Consider the following 22,530-nt stretch of genomic DNA (forward strand, 5'->3'; position numbering starts at 1 on the left):
CTCTGATTTTTTAGCCGAGATGGTGAAATTGGTATACACGCTACCTTGAGGTGGTAGTGCCTTCGGGCGTGCGGGTTCAAGTCCCGCTCTCGGCACCAATATACAAAGCACGGCAAGCAAAGTATAAGAAACTAAGCTTGCGATAGTCAGACCAGGACTATATAATGTGCGTCGCTTACGGACGCGGGATGGAGCAGCCTGGTAGCTCGTCGGGCTCATAACCCGAAGGTCGTCGGTTCAAATCCGGCTCCCGCAACCAATTTAATTGACTGATAAATAAAACTTCGCAAGTTTCATTAAACAGAAAAATTGTAACCGTAAGATGCTTTTGTTAAGCAGAAGCTATGCCCAGGTTAAACAGTTCACTGTGATGCCTACAGAATTCAGGATTTTGATTGGCGATATCAAAGTCCAGTCAGCTCTAAAGTCGCCCCGAGATTTCGGGGCGTTTTTATATCTGGCGACAAGGTTGTACTACTATTCTGGGCTCTATGCCCTTTTTTTATTTCTGGAGGTCTCTTTGACTAAACAAGAACAGCAGTTAACTGAGCTGTTAACGCCAACAGTAGAAGCCGCAGGCTTTGAGCTGGTCGGCATAGAGTTCGTTCGTGCTGGACGTCACTCTATTCTGCGGGTTTATATTGACCATCAGGATGGTATTACTGTGGACCACTGCGCCACTGTAAGCCGTGAAGTGAGTGCGTTACTTGATGTTGAAGACCCTATCCCGAATGAATATTTCCTTGAAGTGTCCTCTCCTGGTTTAGACCGCCCTCTTTTTACTCCAGAGCATTTTGCCAAAGTTGTTGGTCAGATCATTGATGTAAAATTGGCTATTCCTCAAGATGGACGCCGTAAATTTAAAGGCCTGCTGACACAAATCGAAGACGATATGTTAGTAGTGGAAGTGGATGGCAAACTCTACCGTTTGCTGATGGATAACGTAGATAAAGCGAACGTAGTGCCTGTGTTCTGATACACGGGTCGAAGCGAGGCAAAATAATATGGCTAAAGAAATTTTATTAGTAGTAGACGCGGTCTCGAACGAAAAATCAGTTCCGCGCGAGAAAATTTTCCAGGCGTTAGAGTACGCGTTAGCGGCCGCCACTAAAAAGAAAAACGAAGGCGACATCGAAGTCCGCGTGACTATTGATCGTAAAACCGGTTCTTATGAAACTTTCCGTCGCTGGATGGTTATTCCGGATGATCAGGTACAAGAGCATCCGTACCGTGAAATTACCTTGTCTGCGGCTCAATACGACGAACCTCACTTACAAGTGGGCGATTATGTTGAAGAGCAAATCGACTCTATTACCTTTGACCGTATCACTACCCAAATGGCGAAACAGGTCATAGTACAAAAAGTACGTGAAGCAGAACGTTCACAAGTAGTTGAAGCTTATGTGGACCAGGTCGGTGAGTTAGTCACTGGCGTGGTGAAAAAAGTAAACCGCGATAGCATCATTGTCGACTTAGGTAACAATGCAGAAGCTATGTTAGCTAAAGAAGAAATGTTGCCACGTGAGACCTTCCGTCCAGGCGATCGTATCCGTACTTTATTGTTCGAAGTAAAACCAGAAGCCCGTGGTGCTCAGCTGTTTTTAAGCCGTACCCGTCCCGAAATGCTGATCGAATTATTCCGTATCGAAGTGCCTGAAATCGGCGAAGAGATGATTGAAATCCGTGGTGCTGCACGCGATCCGGGTTCACGCGCTAAAATTGCAGTGAAAACCAACGATCGTCGTATTGACCCTGTGGGTGCTTGTGTCGGTATGCGTGGTTCACGTGTACAGGCCGTATCAAGCGAATTAACAGGTGAGCGTGTTGACATCGTTTTATACGATGACAACCCGGCTCAGTTTGTGATTAACGCTATGTCTCCGGCAGAAGTGGCTTCCATCATCGTTGATGAAGACAAACACTCTATGGACATCGCAGTAGAAGACAGCAACCTGGCGATGGCCATTGGTCGTGCTGGTCAGAACGTTCGTTTAGCTAGCCAATTAACTGGCTGGGAATTAAACGTGATGACGGTTTCTGCGATGAAAACCAAACACCAGGAAGAAAATGCCAAGGTGTTGGAATTGTTTATGACTGCCCTTGAAATCGATGAAGATTTTGCCGGTGTGTTAGTAGACGAAGGTTTCTCAACCTTAGAAGAAATCGCCTATGTGCCGGTCAGCGAACTGTTGTCTGTTGATGGTTTAGACGAAGATACAGTAGAAGAGTTACGTAAACGTGCTAAAGCGGTGTTAACTACACGTGCTCTGGCCAACGAAGAATCACTGGAAGGCTCAGCGCCTAGTGAAGCATTAGTTAATCTGCCAGGTGTTGGTACCCACACAGCTTATGTGTTGGCCAGCAAAGGCATCATCACTCTTGATGATCTGGCAGAGCTTGGGGTAGATGATTTGATTGAAATCGAAAAAATGACTGAAGAAAAAGCGGCAGAGCTGATTATGGCTGCCCGTAATATTGTTTGGTTCAGTGAAGACAAATAAGTGGGTCAACGGAGGTAAAAACTGACATGGCAGATGTAACCATAGAAAAACTGGCCAGTGACGTCAATACGACTGTTGATCGTATAATCCAACAGTTTGCGGATGCAGGCATAACAAAACAAGTCGGCCAAATGGTCAATGAAGAAGAGAAAAAAACTCTTCTGGATCACTTAAGCCGTGCCCACGGCGGTCAGTCCGCTGAACCGTCCAAACTGACGTTAGTACGTAAAGAAAAAACCACCCTGAGTGTGGCCGGTGGTGCTGGTCGCAACCGTGAGATTCAGGTTGAAGTGCGCAAGCAAAAGACTTTCGTTAAACGTCCTTCTGGCGAAGAAGCTGCAAAGCTGGCTGAAGAAGAGCGTATTGCCGCAGAACAAGCAGCAGAAGCTGCGAAACGTGAACATGAGCGTTTAGCTGCTGAGCAAAAAGTAAAAGAAGAAGCCAACCGTAAAGCGAAAGAAGAAGCTGACCGCAAAGCTGCTGAACAGAAAAAACGTGACGAAGCAAAACATGCTCAGTTAATGAAAGATGATCCGGAAGAAGCGGCTCGTCGTGCAGCGAAAGAAGAAGCTAAGGCTGAAGCTGAGCGCATTAAAGCACAACAAGAAGCTGAGCAGTTACGTAAGCTGGAAGCCGAAGCTTTACAACAAGCTGAAGCTGCACGTCGTTTAGCTGAAGAAAATGCGGAACGTTGGGCTAAAGAAGAGACTAAACCAGCAGCAGAAGACGCTGATTATCACTTAACCAGCAACGTCTACGCTAAAGCGGCTGAAGACGAAGTGGACGCCCGTGAAGAACGTGGTGGCCGTCGTACGACGAAAAAAGCTCCTGCTGGCAAAGCAAAGAAAAAAGATGATGCTGATGATAAAGATGCGTTTAATCGCGCTAATCGTCACAAGAAAAAGAAAACGCCTGTCAGCATGCAGCATGGTTTTAACAAACCAGCTCAGCCGGTAGAACGTGAAGTCAAAATTGGCGAAACCATCACAGTGGCTGAATTAGCTTCGAAGATGGCCGTTAAAGCTTCTGAAGTGATCAAGGTCATGATGAAAATGGGTGCTATGGCAACCATTAACCAGGTCATTGATCAGGAAACTGCAGCTATCGTTTGTGAAGAGATGGGCCACAAGTTCACTCTGACCAAAGAAAACGAGCTGGAAGAAGCTGTAATGTCTGACCGTCAAGGTGAAGGCGAGTTAGAGCCTCGTGCTCCGGTTGTTACCGTTATGGGTCACGTTGACCACGGTAAAACCTCTACACTGGATTATATCCGTAAAGCAAAAGTTGCAGCTGGCGAAGCCGGTGGTATTACTCAGCATATCGGTGCTTACCATGTAGAAACAGAACGCGGTATGGTGACTTTCCTTGATACACCTGGCCACGCTGCTTTTACTTCAATGCGTGCCCGTGGTGCTAAAGCCACAGATATCGTTATCCTGGTGGTTGCAGCAGACGATGGCGTAATGCCACAAACCAAAGAAGCTATTCAGCACGCGAAAGCTGCTGGTGTGCCTCTGGTTGTTGCTGTCAACAAGATGGATAAACCGGATGCAGATCCGGATCGTGTTCGTAACGAATTATCTCAGTTTGGTGTTATTTCTGAAGAGTGGGGCGGTGATACTCAGTTCGTGCCTATCTCTGCAAAAACCGGTATGGGTATCGACGACCTGCTGGAAGCCATTCTGAACCAGGCTGAACTGCTTGAATTAAAAGCAGTAAGAAAAGGTCTGGCCCGTGGTGTGGTGATTGAATCCCGTCTGGATAAAGGTCGTGGTCCTGTTGCTTCCATCCTGGTACAGGAAGGCACACTGCAACAAGGCGAAATCGTACTTTGTGGTTTCGAATACGGCCGTGTTCGTGCAATGCGCGATGAAAACGGTAAAGAAATCAAAGTTGCTGGCCCATCCATTCCGGTTGAGATCTTAGGTCTGTCCGGTGTGCCTCAGGCTGGTGATGAAGTGACTGTAGTGAAAGACGAGCGTAAAGCCCGTGAAGTAGCTTTGTATCGTCAAGGTAAATTCCGTGACGTCAAACTGGCGCGTCAGCAGAAATCTAAGCTGGAGAACATGTTTGCGAACCTGTCCGAAGGTGATGTGTCAGAACTGAACATAGTTCTGAAAGCAGACGTACAAGGTTCTGTGGAAGCGATCAGTGAATCACTGAGCCGACTGTCGACTGATGAAGTGAAAATCAAAATCATCGGTAGTGGTGTGGGTGGTATTACTGAAACTGACGCGACTTTAGCCGCAGCTTCTTCAGCTATCGTTATCGGTTTCAACGTGCGTGCTGAAGGTACTGCCCGTAAGATCATCGAAGACGAGAACCTGGACTTACGTTACTACAGCATCATTTATGAACTGTTAGACGAAGTACGTGCAGCGATGACAGGTATGTTAGCGCCTGAGTTTAAACAGCAGATCATTGGTCTGGCTCAGGTTCGTGCTGTGTTCCGCTCACCGAAGTTTGGTGCTATCGCTGGTTGTATGGTGACCGAAGGTGTTATTAAACGTAACGCACCCATTCGTGTACTGCGTGACAACGTAGTAATTTACGAAGGTGAACTGGAGTCCTTGCGTCGTGTTAAAGACGATGTATCCGAAGTACGCAACGGCTTCGAGTGTGGTATCGGCGTGAAGAACTACAACGACGTGCGTGAAGGTGACCAGATTGAAGTGTTTGAAGTCGTTCAGGTTGAACGTACTTTATAACCAGCATCTGCGCTTTTAGATTATAGATACAGAGATCAGCAGGGGCTTACGTAGGCCCCTGTTTCTTTCTGCTCAAATGTGTTGGAAAGAGTTATGGCTAAAGAATTTACCCGGGTAGACCGTCTGTCGCAGCAAATGCAGCAGGAAATCGCAGTGATTTTACAACGTGAAATCAAAGACCCACGTTTACACAACATGATTACAGTGTCTGATGTGGACGTGTCGCGTGACTTATCACACGCCAAAATTTTTGTTACTTTTTTAGGCTTAGAAGCTGACAAGGTAAAAGCAAACCTGGATATTTTAAACGACGCTTGTGGTTATGTCCGCAGCTTGATCGCCAAACGTATTCAGGCCCGCATTGTGCCAACTATACGTTTCTACTTTGATCAGTCTTTGGATCAGGGCATTCATATGGCCAATCTGGTTGAACAGGTGCGCCGTGAAGATGAGAAACGTCGTATTGACGCAGGCCAGGAACCAGACCGTAAACCTAAGGTCGACCAGGACGAGGACGAGTAATGGCGCGTCGTGCTGTCCACGGCATTCTGTTACTTGATAAGCCGTTAGAAATTTCCAGCAATGGTATTTTACAGCGCGTGCGTTGGTTGTATCAGGCGGAAAAAGCTGGTCACACCGGTGCTTTAGATCCACTGGCCAGTGGTTTATTGCCGATTTGTTTTGGTGAAGCCACTAAGTTTTGTCAGTTCTTATTAGACACAGACAAAACTTATCTGGTGACAGCGCATTTTGGTTTGCGTACTGACACCAGCGATGCGGCAGGTGAAATCATCAGCCGTAAGCCAGTGACTTTTGATCAAGCCATGCTTGAGCAAATGATGCAGCAGTTCCGTGGCCCACAGATGCAAATTCCAACTATGTTTTCGGCTTTAAAGTATCAGGGACAGCCGCTGTACAAATATGCCCGTCAGGGTATTGAAGTACCACGTGAAGCTCGGCCTATTACTATATTCCGCTTTGAACTGCAGCAGTTTGACGGCGAATATGCCAGCTTCCTGGTGCATTGCAGCAAAGGCACTTATATCCGTACTTTAATCGACGATTTAGGTGAGACTTTAGGCTCCGGAGCTTATGTCAGCGCCTTGCGCCGTATTCATGTCGGGCCTTTTGATGCTGCGCAAATGCTGACGCAGGAACAGTTGGTGCCTTTTAATGAAAAGCAGGATTGGGCTGGCTTAGACGCTTTATTGCTGCCAATGGATTTAGCCTTAACCGGCTTGCCAGAGCTCAAGCTCACTGAAGCACAGCAAAAGCGTTTGGTGCATGGTCAAACTGTGTTGCTAACTGAATCTGAACTGGCTGATTTAGGCAAAGAATCCGCAGATGCTATTAAGCTCTATGGCCCAGAACAGCGGTTTATTGGTGTGGCTTCGTTAGATGTCGGCATATTGTCAGTAAGACGTTTACTGAATACCAGCGTGTGGCAAACACCAGTCTTATGATTTTACTTGTCAGTTCAACACAAAGCGCATAGAATGCGCGCTCATTTTCGTTGTTGCTGGATTAGTGGCCGGCACAACATATCTCTCTATTGGAGGCTCTATGTCACTAACTACAGCTGAAAAAGCGCAAATCTTAGCAGATTTCGCTGTTAAACAAGGCGATACCGGTTCACCAGAAGTACAAGTTGCTTTATTAACTGCAACTATTGCTAAGTTACAACCGCACTTTGCTGACCACAAGCACGACCACCACTCACGCCGTGGCCTGTTACGTATGGTTAGCCAACGTCGTAAGTTATTAGATTACTTAAAAGGCAAAGACGGTCAGCGTTACGCTACTCTGATCGAGCGTTTAGGTCTGCGTCGTTAATTCGCACCTTATGCCTGAAAAAGCCAGTCCTCGACTGGCTTTTTTTTATCCTATCGCACAGAAAAATTCATACCAATGCAACTTAATGCCTTCATGATGTTCTTACCGCCCGGACATGCTTAAATTTTATACCCTGCGACTCTGGTGCCAGCTATCTTTTCAGCCTTGTAACAGGCTATACTGTGCCGCGAAAAACAGACCAAAAGACTCCGCGAAAAAACGCGAAAAATAGAAAGGAAATAATCAGTGAACCCCATCGTAAAATCATTCCAGTTTGGCCAACACACTATCACTCTGGAAACCGGCGTTATCGCCCGTCAAGCTGACGCGGCTGTACTTGCAAGCATGGGTGATACCTCTGTGTTAGTCACAGTGGTCGCTAAAAAACAACCAAAACCAGGTCAGGACTTTTTCCCTCTGACTGTGAACTATCAGGAAAAAACTTATGCGGCAGGCCGCATCCCTGGTGGTTTCTTCAAGCGTGAAGGCCGTCCGTCAGAAGGCGAGACTTTAACTTCACGTTTAATCGACCGTCCAATCCGTCCATTATTCCCTGAAGGCTTCACCAACGAAGTTCAGGTTATTGCCACTGTAGTTTCAGTACAACCTGAAATTCAGCCGGACATTATCTCTATCATCGCAACTTCTGCTGCATTGGCTATCTCTGGTATCCCGTTCAGTGGTCCATTAGGCGCGGCCCGTGTTGGTTATGTAAACAGCCAGTACGTATTAAACCCGTCAGAAACTGAATTAAAAGACAGCAAACTGGATTTAGTGGTTGCAGGTACTGCAAACGCTGTATTGATGGTTGAATCTGAAGCTGGCGTATTGTCAGAAGAAGTGATGTTAGGTGCAGTGGTATTTGGTCACGACCAAATGCAAACTGTGATCAACGCTATCAATGAATTTGCGGCTGAAGCTGCTAAACCAGTATGGAACTGGGTTGCTCCGGTGAAAAACGCGACAGTGACCAGCAAAATTGCTGAACTGGCAACAGCACCTGTTGGAGAAGCTTACCGTATCACTGAAAAAGCAAAACGTTACGAAGCTATTGGCGCTATCAAAGCCGAAGTGTTCGCAAAAATCAAAGCTGAATTAGCGGAAGGCGAAGGCTTTAACGAAACTGAAGCGAACGAAATTTTCCACAACCTGGAAAGCCAAATCGTTCGTAGCCGTATCATCAAAGGCGAACCACGTATTGATGGTCGTGACAACGAAATGATCCGTGCTTTAAGTGTAATGACTGGTTTATTACCACGTACACACGGTTCAGCTCTGTTCACTCGTGGTGAAACTCAGGCGTTAGTCACTTGTACTTTAGGTACTGCCCGTGATGCGCAAACAGTAGATGACTTACTGAGCGAAAAAACTGACAACTTCCTGTTCCACTACAACTTTCCTCCGTACTCAGTGGGTGAGACAGGTATGGTCGGTTCACCAAAACGTCGCGAAATCGGTCACGGCCGTTTAGCGAAACGTGGTGTAGCTGCTGTAATGCCAGATTTCAATGACTTCCCGTACACAGTACGTATGGTTTCTGAAATCACTGAATCAAACGGCTCAAGCTCTATGGCTTCTGTGTGTGGTTCTTCATTAGCTCTGATGGATGCTGGTGTACCAATCAAAGCGTCAGTAGCTGGTATCGCTATGGGTCTGGTCAAAGAAGGTAACGACTTCGTTGTTCTTTCTGACATTTTAGGTGATGAAGATCACTTAGGTGACATGGACTTTAAAGTGGCTGGTACCACTGAAGGTATCACTGCACTGCAGATGGATATCAAAATCGAAGGTATCACTCGCGAGATCATGCAGATCGCTCTGAAACAAGCTAAAGCAGCCCGTATTCACATTCTGAACGTGATGGACCAGGCAATCAGCACGCACCGTGAAGAGCTGTCTGAACATGCTCCACGTATCTACACTTTAAAAATCAACCCGGAAAAAATCCGTGACGTGATTGGTAAAGGTGGTGCTGTGATCCGTCAGATCACTGAAGAATCTGGTACTACGATCGAAATCGAAGATGACGGTACAGTGAAAATTGCTGCGACTAACTCGCAAGCTGCCAACATTGCTATCAACCGTATCGAAGCTATCACAGCTGAAATCGAAGTAGGTGCAGTGTATCAGGGTGAAGTAGTACGTATTGTTGACTTCGGTGCTTTCGTTAACGTTCTGCCAGGCAAAGACGGTTTAGTTCACATTTCACAAATCTCTGATGAGCGCGTGAGCAATGTGGCTGACCATTTAGTCATAGGTCAGAAAGTGGCTGTAAAAGTAATGGAAGTGGACAAGCAGGGTCGTGTGCGTTTAAGCATTAAAGAAGCTTCAGGTAAGCCTGCAGCTGTTGAGTCTGCCGATGCTGTTGAAGCTCAGTAAGGTCTCTGACCTGACCAAAAGTGCAGTGCTGCTTGCAGCACTGCTGGCTCTGGGCGCTTGCGCCCAGAAACCTTCTGCTGAAGTTGCTGCTGTACTGGTAGAAAATCCGCTGGAACCAGAACCAGTCGCTGTCTCTTATCGCACTGAAATTGCCATAGCGCGAATTTCTGAGCTGCTGACTAAAGCCGAAACCACCGATGAACAACGTGCCCGGTTATTTTATGACCGTGGTGTGATGTACGACAGTGTCGGTTTGCGTTCATTGGCTCGTTTTGACTTTCTGCGTGCCTTGCGTTTACAGCCTGATATGGCGGATGCCTATAACTTTATTGGTATTCACCATACCTTAGTGGGCAACTACACCGAAGCTTATGAGTCTTTTGATGCTGCGTTAGAACTGGCACCGGATTACGATTATGCCTATTTAAACCGGGGTATAGCGCTGCTGTACGACAGTAAAACTGCTTTGGCTGTAGGCGACTTTGAACAGTTTCATCAGGCGAAACCTGAAGATCCGTACCGTTCGTTGTGGTTGTATTTTGCTGACGCTAATTTATCCGTACCTGAAGCTCAGGCGCGTTTAGCTTTAAATCAGACTAAATTAGATCCAGACCATTGGGCCAGCAAGATAGTTGCTTTTTATCTGGGTAAAATCTCAGAACAAGAGTTACTGGACGCTGCCGCTACTCTGAATTCGGATCAACAACAACTGGCTGAACGTTTATGCGAAGTCTATTTCTATCTGGCTAAATGGCATCAGCAACAAAACCCAAGCAAAGCGCTGGATTACTATAAAAAAGTACTGGCGACTAATGTGTATGAGTTTGTTGAACACCGTTATGCCCGCATAGAAATGAACCGACTGCGTGGTTTAGATGCCAGTGCGATTCCTGTTGAATAACAGACAGAAGCTATTAAATAAAAAAGGCCGGTTTTCTGGCTTTTTTCATTTAAAAACCGCTTTGGTTATGTTGTCGCTTTACAGTCTAGCCGGCTGCGAACCTGCGCTTGAGCATTTGCCTGAACAGCAGCTGATGGATAAAGCACAGCAAGGTCATGGTGCTGCCGCCTTACTACTGGCGAAAAAACGTCAACAGCAGGGCGACTTTCCTGCTGCACTTAACTGGTATCAAAAAGCGCTGGATGCAGGGCTGAGCAATGAACTGGCAGCTTTACTCGCATTAAAACAGCGCCAGGATGGCTTTTTAGCGACCGCCAGCTATCTTGAGCACCGTCTACAGCAACAACAGACTGTAAACGCAGCAGAGGCTGATTTAGCCGCTAATTATGGCCTCTGGCATTATGCGCAGAGCCCAGCTAACCTTGCGTCGAGCTCCAATTCCTCTTGTCGCCTGACTTTACAACCTGTAGTGCAGTCCAAAGCCGGTAGCCGTCAATTGCAGCTGTTACAACAACAGTGGCAACAGGACCCTCAGCTTTCCTCTCTAGCTGTCTGCTTTTTACCTGAAAAACGTATAAACAGTACTGACTTGCAGTGCAGTTATCAGTCAGGACAACGTATTCAGTGTCAGTATCAGGTATTAACACCTGATGTGGCTAAGGGCGGATTTAGTCAGCTACTGGTGGTTGCAGGTGAAGGTACAGCCAATTACAACAATGGCATAGTGCAACTGGCTGAAAGCAGTTCTTTTGAGGTATTCCGGCACGAGTTTGCGCATATTCTGGGTTTTATGGATGAATACAGTTTAAGTACAGAAGTGGCGCAAACTGAATGTCGCAGCGATAAAATCCGGCCTAACTTACTGACTGATAAAACCCAGTTGGATATCTATCTGCAGCATTGGCAATTAGAAAAGACCGATGTTCAGTTACAGCCAGTGGAGAGTTGTGATAATGCCGGTGTGCAGGCTTACGCCCCTGTAAGCAATTTAAGCTTTATGCGCTCGCACGAGGCTCAGGTACCAGATTTATACATTAAGTTAATGCAAAAGGTATTGGCAAAGCCAGAGTTGATTATGCCGGTACAGTATTTTTATGCCTATTTAGCCAGGCAAGAACAGGATTGGTACCATTGGCGCTTATTGATGGATCAGGCTGCTAAACAAGGTTATCCGGATGCTCTGCACTCGTTACAAGAGGCTTCAGCTATTCCGACAGCTCCGTAAGCTCGCGGCTTAATAAATCGGCATCCCCTAAATTCAGCTCCAGCAGGCGGCGTAAATGACTGGCAGAGTCGATATCAATTTTATCGCAGCGTAAACCCACGCAGGAGCCATTCAAATGAGCTACTGTGACATCCATAAATAAATCCACACCGGATTCATTCAGTTGAAACTGCAGCTGAAAGTGTTGGCCTGCTTGTAATACCGTTGCTGCATCTAACTGCAACAAAGCACCTTTAAGCGACAAATCCTGCAATTGACCTGTGTATACAGCGTCAGCATTTTTCAGTTGTACCGGACCGGAAAATAACACCCGGCTAAAACGTCTGTTGTCCATACCAAATCCTTTCATTCACTGCGTTGAGCATAGTTGTTTCCGGCATGAAAAGACAGCAAAGGCAGCTAAATTTAACTGCCTGCACAGTCACTTAGTTATTAGCTGACTTCTTCACCTGCCGCCTGGCGATCGGCGTGATAACTCGATCTGACGAAGGGGCCTGAGGCAACATGTTTAAAGCCTAACTCATAACCAATACGTTTTATTTCGTCAAACTCATCAGGAGATACGTAGCGTTTGACCGGTAAATGGTGTTTGCTTGGCTGCAGATATTGGCCGACAGTCAGCATATCAACATTATGAAGACGTAAGTCCCGCATTACTTCGATGATCTCTTCTGTGGTTTCACCTAAACCCACCATCAGGCCTGACTTGGTAGACACTTCAGGATGAGCTTCTTTGTAGCGTCGTAGCAGTTCCAGTGACCATTTATAGTCAGCGCCCGGACGCGCCAGTTTGTATAAGCGTGGCGCTGTTTCCAGGTTGTGGTTGAATACGTCTGGTGGTGTTTGCGTCAGAATGTCCAGCGCTGCATCCATACGGCCACGGAAATCCGGTACCAGTACTTCAATTTTAATAGCCGGGCTTTCACGACGAATAGAACTGATACAGTCAGCAAAATGCTGAGCACCGCCATCACGTAAGTCATCACGGTCTACCGAAGTGATCACGACGTATTTCAGCGCCATATCTTTGATGGTTAACGCCAGTTTTTCCGGCTCTTCTGCGCTTGGAGGCAAAGGGCGGCCATGGGCTACATCACAGAAAGGGCAACGTCTGGTGCAGATGGCACCTAAAATCATAAAAGTTGCTGTGCCGTGGTTAAAGCATTCTGACAGGTTAGGGCAAGAGGCCTCTTCACAGACCGAGTGCAAACCATGTTTACGCATAGCGCCTTTGATTTGTTCAATGCGGTCTGTGCTGCGTGGTAATTTGATTTTTAACCAATCAGGTTTACGTAACATTTCGTCACGTTCGGTGGGCAACACTTTGATTGGGATCAGGGCCATTTTATCGGCATCACGTAACTTAACGCCTGGTTCCATACGAGCTGTTTTGATGGTCATATTACTCACTTAACCCTGTTTTGTGTTCAGTCTGACTAACCGCCAACTGGGCAACAAATTGTGACTGCAGCGCCTGTTTGGCTTCATCCACAGATTGTGGACCTGCAATATCTTTGGTTTGGATCATTTGCATGCCAGCATAACCACATGGGTTGATCCTGGAAAAAGGCGACAAATCCATATTTACGTTTAAAGCCAAACCATGAAAGGTACAGCCTTTTCTAACCCGCAATCCAAGCGAAGCGACTTTTTGTTCCTGCACATACACGCCGGGCGCATCGGCTTTGGCATAAGCTTCAATACCATAAGGGGCCAAAGCTTGAATGATCACCTGTTCAATCAAGGTCACCAACTCGCGTACGCCCAGTTTACGTCTTTTGATATCCAGCAATACATAAGCAACCAACTGGCCAGGGCCGTGATAAGTCACCTGACCGCCTCTGTCCACTTGTACCACGGGAATATCACCTGGCATCAGCAGATGTTCTGCTTTACCGGCCTGACCCTGAGTAAATACCGGGTCATGTTCAACAAACCACAGCTCGTCCGGACTCCGTTCAGTCCGCTCATCTGTGTATTTTTGCATGGCCTGCCATACCTGAACATAAGGCTGGCGCCCTAAATTCCGTATCACTAAGCCTTGAGAGTCAACCACAACGAACTCCGGTTCAGTTGAAAGTGCCGCATTATACCTGCTCTGCCAGCAAAAAGGGCAGTGTCACTCGTCAGATCACATACCTGACCAGTTCTAAACGGCCAAGTTCTGTGTACAGCAGTTCCATATGTTCTTTGCTGGTGACAGTTACAGACACAGATACAGAGTGATAACTGCCTTTGCTGCTAGGGCGAATTTGCGGATTGTAGTCGTCGGCTTTGGCATGTTCCTGCAGCACAACCACTATATGATCAACCAACTCTGGCACAGCAACGCCCAGTACTTTAAAGTTTACCGAGCATGGAAACTCTAAAAATTCATCAAAGCGGGTGTCTTTTACTTCAATTGTCATGATGTTCTGCTCACAAAAATAATCTTGATCTATTTTAACAAAAAGTCCCGGACTTGCCGGGACTAATTTAGATAGGGGCTATCGCTTTTTTATTGAAAGCGCATTTTCACCATATCTACTAAGCGACTGAATAAACCCGCTTGTTCAATATCTTCCAGCGCTACTAAAGGAAATTCGGCGATGTCTTTGTCACCTAATTTCAAATAAACAGTGCCTAGTACCTGACCCTTGGATATGGGGGCTATCAGTTCCTGATTCAATTTAAAGTCGGCTTTTAAATCTTTACGTTGATTACGTTGCAGGGTAATAGGGGTTTCCGCCAGTACACCTAAAGTGATGATTTCTTTGGTGCCTTGCCATACCCGTTGTTCAGCAAACTTTTCACCTGCTTTATAAGGAGAAAAGGTTTCAAAAAAGCGAAAGCCGTAGGTCAGTAATTTTTTGTTTTCTGCTTCACGGATTTTGGCGCTGTCTGTGCCCATGACGACAGAGATCAGTCGCATATCATCTTTAGTGGCTGATGTTACCAGACTATAACCAGCCTCTGAGGTGTGGCCTGTTTTGATACCGTCTACGTTCAGGCTTTTATCCCACAATAAGCCGTTACGGTTGTATTGTTTAATGCCGTTAAATACATATTCTTTTTCAGCGTAAATTTTGTATTCTTCCGGCGTGTCACGAATTAAAGCGATCGACAGTTTGGCCATATCACGTGCTGTAGTGCGCTGATTTTCATCTGGCAAACCATGGCTATTGGTAAAGGTACTATTGTCCATGCCTAAGCGCACCGCATGGGCATTCATTAATTCAACAAAGGCGCCTTCAGTGCCTGCTATATGTTCGGCCATAGCGACACAAGCATCGTTGCCCGATTGGATAATAATGCCGCGGTTTAATTCTTCAACGCTGATGGTTTCGCCTACTTCGATAAACATTTTGGACGAGTCTGAATACTGTTTAGCCCAGGCGTTTTCGGTGATAGTGACAGGATCTGATGGTTTGATAGTACCGTTTTTAATTTCTGTACCAATAATGTAGCTAGTCATCATTTTGGTCAGGCTGGCTGGTGCCAATAACCCATCTGCATTGCCTTCGGCCAATACAGCTCCCGTATGGTAATCCATCAGGATATAACCTTTGGCGTTTACTTCAGGAGGTTGCGGCGTCATTTGTGACGCTGTAAGAGGGGCTGTTTGTCCGGCTGCTAAAAAACTGGCAACACCAAAGGAGCAAGCAATAAAAATTCTGGAGTACGTATTCATGAGACCTTTCTTATGTTGTTGAACTGAATTCTTTTTTAAAGAAAATCAACCGTGGTTTTAACCACAGCTTTTTTTATCTGTAATATAAGCCGATGGGTAATCAGCACTTTTAAAACGTTCCAGCCAGCTGTTCGCTTCAGCCGCTGATGGCATTGGACCCGCCAGTAAACGGAAAATTCCATTGCCTTCGTTAATTTGTGTAGATACAGACCATTGTTGCTGTAAATCCGAACCTAACTTTTGCAGTTTCTCTTTATTGCTGCTGGCAACCAGTTGAATAAAACAGCCTGTGACCTTAGACCCGGCAACTGGTGCTGTTGTCGCTATCACTGGGGCCGCAACTGGCGCTGAAGGTGCGGCAACGCTGCCAGGTCTTGGGCCGGCAGGGTTAGAGGCGATAGTAGTTTCTTCAAACCTGTTGCCTCTGTTGCCTAATCCCATGGCATAACTTTCCTGGTTGGTCATAGCTGGAGAGGCCAGCAGTTCGACCTGAACCCGTGCTGTGCCTTTACCCATCATGCCAATTTTATAAGCCGCTGAATAAGACAGGTCGATCACTCTGTCCTGATGGAAAGGTCCTCTGTCGTTTACCCGCACTATGGCTGACTTACCATTGTCGAGGTTGGTCACTCGCACATAAGAAGGTAATGGCAGAGTTTTGTGTGCTGCCGACATGGCAAACACATTATAAACTTCACCGTTGGATGTCAGGTGACCATGAAATTTATGGCCGTACCAGGAAGCTATGCCTGTTTCCTTGTATTCCATCAGATCAGTACGGGGAGAATAATCCACGCCATAAATGTTATAGGGTTTGTTACCACCACGGCTTAAGGCTTCAGCCCTGGGTTCAGGATCTGTCATTTCCAATAAGGTTGGAAGACGATCCGGATGGCTGTCAGTGGCTTGTGAATAACGGCCTTTATTAGGTTCTTCCCAGGTTGGGGTTGAGCCGGTTTTGGCTGATTTTGGTGCCGGCGTTTGTGAGCAGGAAGCCAAGATCAGAGTACAGCATACGATAGTTATTTTTTTAATCATTGATTCTTTCTACTGCTGAGCTAAAAGTCGTTTATGGGTGCTGATTGACATTAGAATACCAAAACCTGCCATCAGTGTAACCATGGATGTCCCGCCGTAGCTAATCAAAGGCAAAGGCACACCCACTACAGGTAATAATCCTGACACCATACCAATGTTAACGAATACGTAGACAAAAAATGTCAGGGTAATGCTGCCTGCCAGCAGCTTACTGAAATTGTCCTGAGCACGACTTGCGATAATCAAACCGCGGGCAATGATAAAGGCATACAAGACCAACAGAAACAGTACACCTAGCATGCCAAGCTCTTCGCTGAATACAGAAAATATAAAGTCGGTATGACGCTCTGGTAAAAACTCAAGTTGAGACTGAGTGCCATGCATCCAGCCTTTGCCTTCAAAGCCACCTGAACCTATAGCAATTTTGGATTGAATAATATGATAGCCAGAACCTAAAGGATCGCTTTCAGGATTTAAAAAGGTCAGTACCCGTCGCTTCTGATAGTCGTGCATAAAAAACAACCACATGGTGTAAGACGCTACCGGAATAATCATGGCTATTGCTGTGATTATTCTCCAGCTCATACCGCCTAAAAACAGTACGAAAACGCCAGCTACAAAAATCAGAATGGATGTGCCTAAATCTGGCTGTTGCTGAATAAGTACAGTGGGAATAGCGCACATAATAAAACCGACAATCAAGTGCCGGAATTTCAGCGGTAAAGGGTGAGAGGATACATACCAGGCGACTGCCATGGGCACGGCAAGTTTCATCACTTCAGAGGGTTGAAACTTCATAAAGCCTAAATCCAGCCAGCGTTGTGCGCCCTTACCTATATGACCAAAAGCCAACACCATCACCAGCATAGCTGTACCCGCCAAAAATAACGGCACAGCCCAGAAGCTAAAGGTTTGAGGTTTTACCTGAGCCAAAAACAACATAGCACCAAAAGCAATAACTAATCTTGTACTGTGCGCCGCCATCATATCCCAGTGTTGGCCACTGGCACTGTAGAGCACAAATAACCCTGTAACACACAAGAGTAATAAACCGGCTAATAAAGGGCCATCTAAGTGCAGTTTTGCCAGCAGCCCTTTATGGCTTGGGTCTTTCAGCACATTCATGGCTGGGCTCCTGTTACATCTTGACGGGTAAAATAGATAGCTTGATCAGGATCTGGTTTTGCCAGCAGCTCTTTATCGCTGGGGCAGTGCAGCAACATCATGGCTGAGCTCCTGCCGCACTTTGGCGTGTAAAGTAATAATCCATCATTTTACGGGCTATGGGTGCAGCATTTGAACCACCACCACCAGCGTTTTCAACAGTCACAGTTAAAGAAATGGTCGGGTTCTCTGCTGGTGCGTAGCCAATAAACATAGCGTTGTCCCGATGCACTTCTTTAATCGCATTGGCATCATACTTTTGGTTTGCTGCCATATTAATAACCTGCGCTGTGCCTGTTTTGCCGCCAGCGCTATAACTGATGCCTTTAAAGGCGTTAAAGCCGGTGCCGCCTTGTACCATCAGAGTTTGACGCATGGCCTCTTTTGAAATATGCCAGTTGTTGGGGTCTTTGACCTCTATAACGCGCTCCAGCGGGGCAATAAGATTGGTATCTTTGCTTTGATTACGGAAATAACGGCCCATATGCGGCGTAGGTTTTAAACCATCGTTCAGCAGTATTGCAGTAGACAATGCCAATTGCATCGGGGTCACGCTCCAGTAACTTTGGCCTATACCCAAAGAGACAGTATCACCAGGAAACCAGCTTTGTTTATGTCTGGCTCTTTTCCACTCTTTAGAGGGCATCAGGCCTGCACTTTCTTCCATCACGTCTATGCCAGTGCGGGAGCCAAAACCAAACTTCTTCATATAATCAGAAATTTTGTCTATGCCAAGTTTAACGGCTAAATCATAAAAATAGGTATCACAACTTTTGGTGATGGCTGTGTATACATCCACCCAGCCATGACCCCATCTGATGTGGTCGCGATAAGGCCGGCTGTAATTAGGCAGCTTATAAAAACCCGGATCGGCGATGCGGGTTTGTTCTGTCACAGTACCATTCTCCAAGCCCAATATAGCCATATGAGGTTTGATGGTTGAGGCTGGCGGATACACACCCTGAGTGACCCGGTTCACCAAAGGACGATCAGGAGATTCCAGCAATTCGCGGTAGTTTTTGCCGCTGATACCATGCACAAATAAATTCGGGTCGTAGCTGGGGTTGCTGTAAAAGGCGATAACAGCGCCATCGCGGGGATCCATAGCCACTATAGCGCCACGGTTTTCACCCAGCAGTTCTTTAGCTTTTTGTTGCAGATGCATATCAATGGACAGGATCAAATCATCACCAGAAGTCGCAGGTTTAGAGTCCAGAATACGGATCACCCGGCCTCTGTTATTTACTTCTACTTGTTGAAACCCGACCTGACCATGCAGCTGGCTTTCGTAAAAACGTTCCAGACCAATTTTGCCTATATCCCGGCTGGCAGCATAATTGGCAGTGACGCCATTTTCTTCCAGTTTCTCCAGTTCTTTGGCGTTAATTTTGCCGATGTACCCTATAGCGTGAGTAAAAAGTTCACCGTAAGGGTAGTGCCGGGTTAAGCGGGCTTCTAATGTTACACCTTCCAGCCGGTGCTGATTGACCGCAATAATGGCGACTTCCTGTTCTGTCAGGTGCTCTTTCACGGCGATGCTGACAAAGCGTCTGTGGTATTTCACTTCTTTTAAAAACTCTTGCTGACGCTCTGGTGTGATTTCAATCAGTTTTGCGATTTCAGCCAGAGTTTCCGGAATGTTTTTCACTTGCTCAGGAATAAGTTCTACCGAGTGAATAGGGCGGTTTTCCGCCAACAAAATACCATTTCGATCATAAATCAGCCCCCTGTTCGGTGGCTGTGGAATAAGTTTGATACGGTTACCATCGGCACGAGTCACATAATGGTCGTGCATCACGACCTGTAACTTGTATTGGTTAAACACCACCACAAAAAAACAAATCATGACGACAGCAAAACCAAACAAAGCCCTTTGATTAAACATCTGGCTTTCGGCTGCTGGGTCCTGAATAGAGGGGCGTTTTTTTATCATGGTTATTCGCGGTTGTATGCAAAGAGAGGATGGTTGGTGCTAATGCTCCCACAAATCAATGTCTTAGCAAAATCATACAAAGCCCTTTGATTAAATACCTGGCTTTGGGTTGGAATGGTTTGAATTGATGAGCATTTTTTTATCATGATTATTCGCGATGGTATGGATGGTTAGTACTAATGCTCCAGGCCCGGTACAGGCTTTCTGCCAATACAACCCGAACCATAGGGTGGGGCATGGTCAACGCAGATAAAGACCATTTGCCTTCACTGGCCGCTATGCAGGCTGGCGCTAAACCCTCAGGACCTCCCACCAGTAAACAGACATCACGGCCATCCATTTGCCATTGTGTCAGTTTTTGTGCCAGTTGTGGACTGCTCCAGTTGGCACCTTCCACCTCCAGCGTAATAATGCGGGCGCCTTTGGGCACAGCGGCCAGCATTTTTTCGCCTTCGGTTTCCAGAATACGTTTGATGTCCGCATTTTTCCCGCGTTTACCAGCCGGAATTTCAATTAAATCCAGTGGTAAATCACGCGGAAAACGACGGGCATATTCTTCATAAGCCGTAGTGACCCAATCAGGCATTTTGGTGCCGACTGCAATCAGCATTAACTTCATGCCGTTAAACGCTCCAGAGTTTCTCTAACTGGTAAAAACTGCGGCTTTCTTCCTGCATTACATGGGCAATCACATCACCCAAATCAATCAGTACCCACTCACCAGAACCTTCACCTTCAATGCCTAACACACTGATACCAGCTTTTTTAGCTTCTTTGGCCAGATGATCTGCGATAGAACGGGTATGACGGTTTGAGGTGCCTGAGCAGATCACCATTGAATCCGTCACATTGGATTTTTCTCTGACATCCAGGCTGACGATATCCTTGGCTTTCATGTCGTCCAGCTTGTCTAAGACGAATGCTAATAACTCTTGTGCTTGCACTTTTAACTCCGGGATCTAAAAACGCGACATGTTAACACTTTTTGTTTTGATCTTATATGCCGCTGTACAGCCTTTCTGCTTTTATATACTGCAAGACTTCGGCTGGTATTAACTGAGTTAGTTCTGCGCTGTGCTGGTTTTTTTCCAATAAGGTTCTGATCCGCGTGGCGCTCAGATCCAGCGGAGGGTTATCCAGCAGCATAATTTTACCTGCATCGAGTAAATGCAGGTCTTGTAAAGCGTGGGTACCAAACTGCTCAAGCAGTGCCGGGCAATCGCCATCTTCTGCTGAACTGCCTGGCCTTTGGCAAACCACCAAATGCGCCAGCTGTAAAATGCTTTGCCATTGATGCCATTGTTTAAAGTACGACAGCGAATCCATACCCATCACAAACAACAGGCCGCCCCGTGGATACTGTTCCCGCAGCAAACGTAAACTATCCACGGTGTACGAAGGGCTGTGTTTATTCAGCTCCAGTGGCTGAAGATGCAAACCTGGAATATGCTCAATAGCGAGTTGCACCATGGCAGCTCTGTGTTCTGCACTGACGCCGGGACTGGCGCGATGAGCGGGCAGGTGGCAAGGCATCAGTTGTACTTCACTGACAGCACACTGCTTTAATACGTACTGAGCGCAGGCTAAATGCGCCTGATGTATAGGGTCAAAGGTGCCGCCAAATACGGCAAAAGCACGATCAGGGCGTGAAGTCGGCATAACGTTGCTGCAATGAAAAAACTTTAGACACAGGGCTGACCAATAAACTAACTAAATGCGCTAATGCCAGTTCAGGGCAGCTTAACGCACCGGATTTAAAGGCGCGGTCAAAAGCAGCTAGTTCTTGTTGTACATAACCCAGCCATTTGGCAGGTAAACGTGACACAGCAGTTTGATACATCGGCTGACGTTTAGGCCAAATCGCATTCTTTTTGAAAAAATCGGCCAGCGGTTTACCTTGCTGTTGAGCCAAATGCATTTGCATCAATGTGGTGACTTCTTTTTGCAACTGCCAGGCAATAATCACAGGTTCAGTGTCTTGCTGTAATAAGCGGTCAAGCCGATGCAAGGCTTCGTTGCCCTGACCAGATAGTAAAGCATCCACTAACTGAAAGACTGAAAAGTGCGACTGGTCGGCTAAATGTTGTTCCAGCAGCTCAGCATCGACAGTGCCACTGACCAGACTTAAACCGAGCTTTTCCAGCTCCTGTGCCGCAGCCAATAAATTACCAGCACAGTGATGCTGCATTAAGGTAATGGCATCTGGGGTTAAATGCAGTTTAAGTGCAGAGGCTCGTTGTTGTAACCAGCGCTGAAACTGCTGATCGTCCAGCGGATAAAACTGCACTTGCACCGCTTGTTCTGCCAGGTTTTTAAACCAGGCGGATTTAGCATAATCATTGGCATTTTTGGCGGCGTGCAGCACCAGAATTAAATCCGGGTGCAATAACGAAGGTAGTTGTTTTAGTAAGTCAGCAGCGCCTGTGGGCAACTTCGCCGGCAGTTCCAGCTCAAAAACACGGCGTGGTGAAAACAAGGATAAATTATTCAGTTCCATCAGAAAGTCGTTCCAGCTGAAACTGTTGTCCCAGCTGTAACTTTGCCTTTCATCAAAGCCGTGTTTTTTTGCCGCAGCACGAACTAAATCAATGCTTTCCTGTTTTTGCAGCGGCTCTTCACCAAACACCAGATAGACGGGTGCCAGGTTTTTTTGTAACTGTGCAGCAAGCTGATTGCTATACAGTTTCAGCATTAGTTGAGCCGGTTTAACTGACGGATAATACGGCTTGCTGCCTGAGAACGTAACTCCTGCAGCAACAGATCAAGCTCTTTCGCCTTAGCCAGTGCCAGGTTAGGGTCGTCCTGATAGTCGCGGGTCAGTTCAAATTGAAACTCTTGCAGTTCCTGATCCGGCAGCAATAACTGGTACTTCACTCTATAGATCAGTTCATATTCTGCAACCTGACCATTAGGGAATAAAGATAAAGTCCGGCGTTCCAGACTGTCCTGCTGCAGCATCAGAGCCGGAGCTTTTGGATCCAGTTCGGTCAGCAATTTTACTTTATTGCTTTCCAACTGGTCTGATAACAAGCTTGCCAGTTCCGAATGCTTTTTTGCATCAACAAAAATAGCCGGATAACGTTCCAGCGGCAGGCTGCCACGTAAGTGGAAACCACAGCTGGTCAGAAGCAGGCTGCTGATTAACAGCAGCCCTGTCCATACGGAGTGTTTTTTCATT

At 46.5% G+C, this 22,530-nt stretch carries 22 protein-coding genes and 2 tRNA genes; 11 read left to right on the forward strand and 13 right to left on the reverse strand.

Annotation, left to right across the window (positions count from 1 at the left end; all coding sequences use genetic code 11):
- Positions 1–13 precede the first annotated feature (13 nt).
- From LSG37_RS05970 to LSG37_RS06020, 11 genes are all read left to right on the forward strand, one after another.
- Positions 14–98, forward strand: a tRNA-Leu gene (locus LSG37_RS05970).
- An 84-nt stretch (positions 99–182) separates the two neighbouring features.
- Positions 183–259 (forward strand) — tRNA-Met (locus LSG37_RS05975).
- Positions 260–520: 261 nt separating this feature from the next.
- Positions 521–976, forward strand: a complete 456-nt coding sequence (rimP, locus tag LSG37_RS05980) for a ribosome maturation factor RimP (protein WP_233079015.1) — start codon at positions 521–523, stop codon at positions 974–976.
- 28 nt (positions 977–1,004) lie between these two features.
- Positions 1,005–2,501: a transcription termination factor NusA gene (gene nusA / locus LSG37_RS05985; protein ID WP_233079016.1), complete on the forward strand. Its 1,497-nt coding sequence runs from the start codon at positions 1,005–1,007 to the stop codon at positions 2,499–2,501.
- Positions 2,502–2,527: 26 nt separating this feature from the next.
- A complete protein-coding gene (infB, locus tag LSG37_RS05990) occupies positions 2,528–5,209 on the forward strand; it encodes a translation initiation factor IF-2 (RefSeq protein ID WP_233079017.1) in 2,682 nt (893 codons plus the stop codon).
- 93 nt (positions 5,210–5,302) lie between these two features.
- On the forward strand, positions 5,303–5,731 hold the full coding sequence (rbfA, locus tag LSG37_RS05995; RefSeq protein WP_233079018.1) for a 30S ribosome-binding factor RbfA: 429 nt from the start codon (positions 5,303–5,305) through the stop codon (positions 5,729–5,731).
- A complete protein-coding gene (truB, locus tag LSG37_RS06000) occupies positions 5,731–6,672 on the forward strand; it encodes a tRNA pseudouridine(55) synthase TruB (RefSeq protein WP_233079019.1) in 942 nt (313 codons plus the stop codon). The genes rbfA and truB overlap by 1 nt, the downstream gene beginning before the upstream one ends.
- Before the next feature lie 100 nt (positions 6,673–6,772).
- The gene (gene rpsO, locus LSG37_RS06005) at positions 6,773–7,042 is read left to right on the forward strand and encodes a 30S ribosomal protein S15 (protein WP_008900377.1); all 270 of its coding nucleotides are present in this window, start codon (positions 6,773–6,775) and stop codon (positions 7,040–7,042) included.
- A 246-nt stretch (positions 7,043–7,288) separates the two neighbouring features.
- Entirely contained in the window at positions 7,289–9,421 is a 2,133-nt protein-coding gene (pnp, locus tag LSG37_RS06010) for a polyribonucleotide nucleotidyltransferase (RefSeq protein WP_233079020.1), read from the forward strand.
- Positions 9,402–10,322, forward strand: a complete 921-nt coding sequence (gene nlpI, locus LSG37_RS06015) for a lipoprotein NlpI (RefSeq protein ID WP_233079021.1) — start codon at positions 9,402–9,404, stop codon at positions 10,320–10,322. Before pnp ends, nlpI begins: the two co-directional genes overlap by 20 nt.
- Complete coding sequence (locus LSG37_RS06020; protein WP_233079022.1) at positions 10,315–11,547, forward strand: hypothetical protein; 1,233 nt, start codon at positions 10,315–10,317, stop codon at positions 11,545–11,547. The genes nlpI and LSG37_RS06020 overlap by 8 nt, the downstream gene beginning before the upstream one ends.
- On the opposite strand, the gene LSG37_RS06025 is transcribed toward LSG37_RS06020, so the two are convergent.
- From LSG37_RS06025 to LSG37_RS06090, 13 genes are all read right to left on the reverse strand, one after another.
- Positions 11,528–11,881, reverse strand: coding sequence for a PilZ domain-containing protein (locus LSG37_RS06025; RefSeq protein ID WP_233079023.1), 354 nt, complete (start codon positions 11,879–11,881; stop codon positions 11,528–11,530). The genes LSG37_RS06020 and LSG37_RS06025 overlap by 20 nt on opposite strands.
- 98 nt (positions 11,882–11,979) lie before the next feature.
- On the reverse strand, positions 11,980–12,948 hold the full coding sequence (lipA, locus tag LSG37_RS06030; protein WP_346015675.1) for a lipoyl synthase: 969 nt from the start codon (positions 12,946–12,948) through the stop codon (positions 11,980–11,982).
- 1 nt (position 12,949) lies between these two features.
- On the reverse strand, positions 12,950–13,603 hold the full coding sequence (gene lipB / locus LSG37_RS06035) for a lipoyl(octanoyl) transferase LipB (RefSeq protein ID WP_366515547.1): 654 nt from the start codon (positions 13,601–13,603) through the stop codon (positions 12,950–12,952).
- A 70-nt stretch (positions 13,604–13,673) separates the two neighbouring features.
- On the reverse strand, positions 13,674–13,955 hold the full coding sequence (ybeD, locus tag LSG37_RS06040) for a DUF493 family protein YbeD (RefSeq protein ID WP_008900370.1): 282 nt from the start codon (positions 13,953–13,955) through the stop codon (positions 13,674–13,676).
- Positions 13,956–14,044: 89 nt separating this feature from the next.
- Positions 14,045–15,217, reverse strand: coding sequence for a D-alanyl-D-alanine carboxypeptidase family protein (locus tag LSG37_RS06045; protein ID WP_233079024.1), 1,173 nt, complete (start codon positions 15,215–15,217; stop codon positions 14,045–14,047).
- 57 nt (positions 15,218–15,274) lie between these two features.
- Positions 15,275–16,255: a septal ring lytic transglycosylase RlpA family protein gene (locus LSG37_RS21190; protein ID WP_269836492.1), complete on the reverse strand. Its 981-nt coding sequence runs from the start codon at positions 16,253–16,255 to the stop codon at positions 15,275–15,277.
- Between the two features lie 9 nt (positions 16,256–16,264).
- Entirely contained in the window at positions 16,265–17,380 is a 1,116-nt protein-coding gene (gene rodA, locus LSG37_RS06060) for a rod shape-determining protein RodA (RefSeq protein WP_233079025.1), read from the reverse strand.
- Positions 17,381–17,477: 97 nt separating this feature from the next.
- Positions 17,478–19,352, reverse strand: coding sequence for a penicillin-binding protein 2 (gene mrdA, locus LSG37_RS06065; protein ID WP_233079026.1), 1,875 nt, complete (start codon positions 19,350–19,352; stop codon positions 17,478–17,480).
- 148 nt (positions 19,353–19,500) lie between these two features.
- A complete protein-coding gene (rlmH, locus tag LSG37_RS06070; RefSeq protein WP_008900365.1) occupies positions 19,501–19,971 on the reverse strand; it encodes a 23S rRNA (pseudouridine(1915)-N(3))-methyltransferase RlmH in 471 nt (156 codons plus the stop codon).
- 4 nt (positions 19,972–19,975) lie between these two features.
- Positions 19,976–20,296 (reverse strand): ribosome silencing factor, encoded by a 321-nt coding sequence (rsfS, locus tag LSG37_RS06075; RefSeq protein WP_233011122.1) that lies wholly within the window; start codon positions 20,294–20,296, stop codon positions 19,976–19,978.
- A 52-nt stretch (positions 20,297–20,348) separates the two neighbouring features.
- Entirely contained in the window at positions 20,349–21,011 is a 663-nt protein-coding gene (nadD, locus tag LSG37_RS06080) for a nicotinate-nucleotide adenylyltransferase (protein WP_233079027.1), read from the reverse strand.
- Positions 20,992–22,044, reverse strand: coding sequence for a DNA polymerase III subunit delta (holA, locus tag LSG37_RS06085; RefSeq protein ID WP_233079028.1), 1,053 nt, complete (start codon positions 22,042–22,044; stop codon positions 20,992–20,994). The genes nadD and holA overlap by 20 nt, the downstream gene beginning before the upstream one ends.
- Positions 22,044–22,529 (reverse strand): LPS-assembly lipoprotein LptE, encoded by a 486-nt coding sequence (locus LSG37_RS06090; RefSeq protein WP_233079029.1) that lies wholly within the window; start codon positions 22,527–22,529, stop codon positions 22,044–22,046. The genes holA and LSG37_RS06090 overlap by 1 nt, the downstream gene beginning before the upstream one ends.
- Between the last annotated feature and the right edge of the window lies 1 nt (position 22,530).

This window comes from Rheinheimera soli, from assembly GCF_021290985.1.
GTDB lineage: Bacteria > Pseudomonadota > Gammaproteobacteria > Enterobacterales > Alteromonadaceae > Pararheinheimera > Pararheinheimera soli.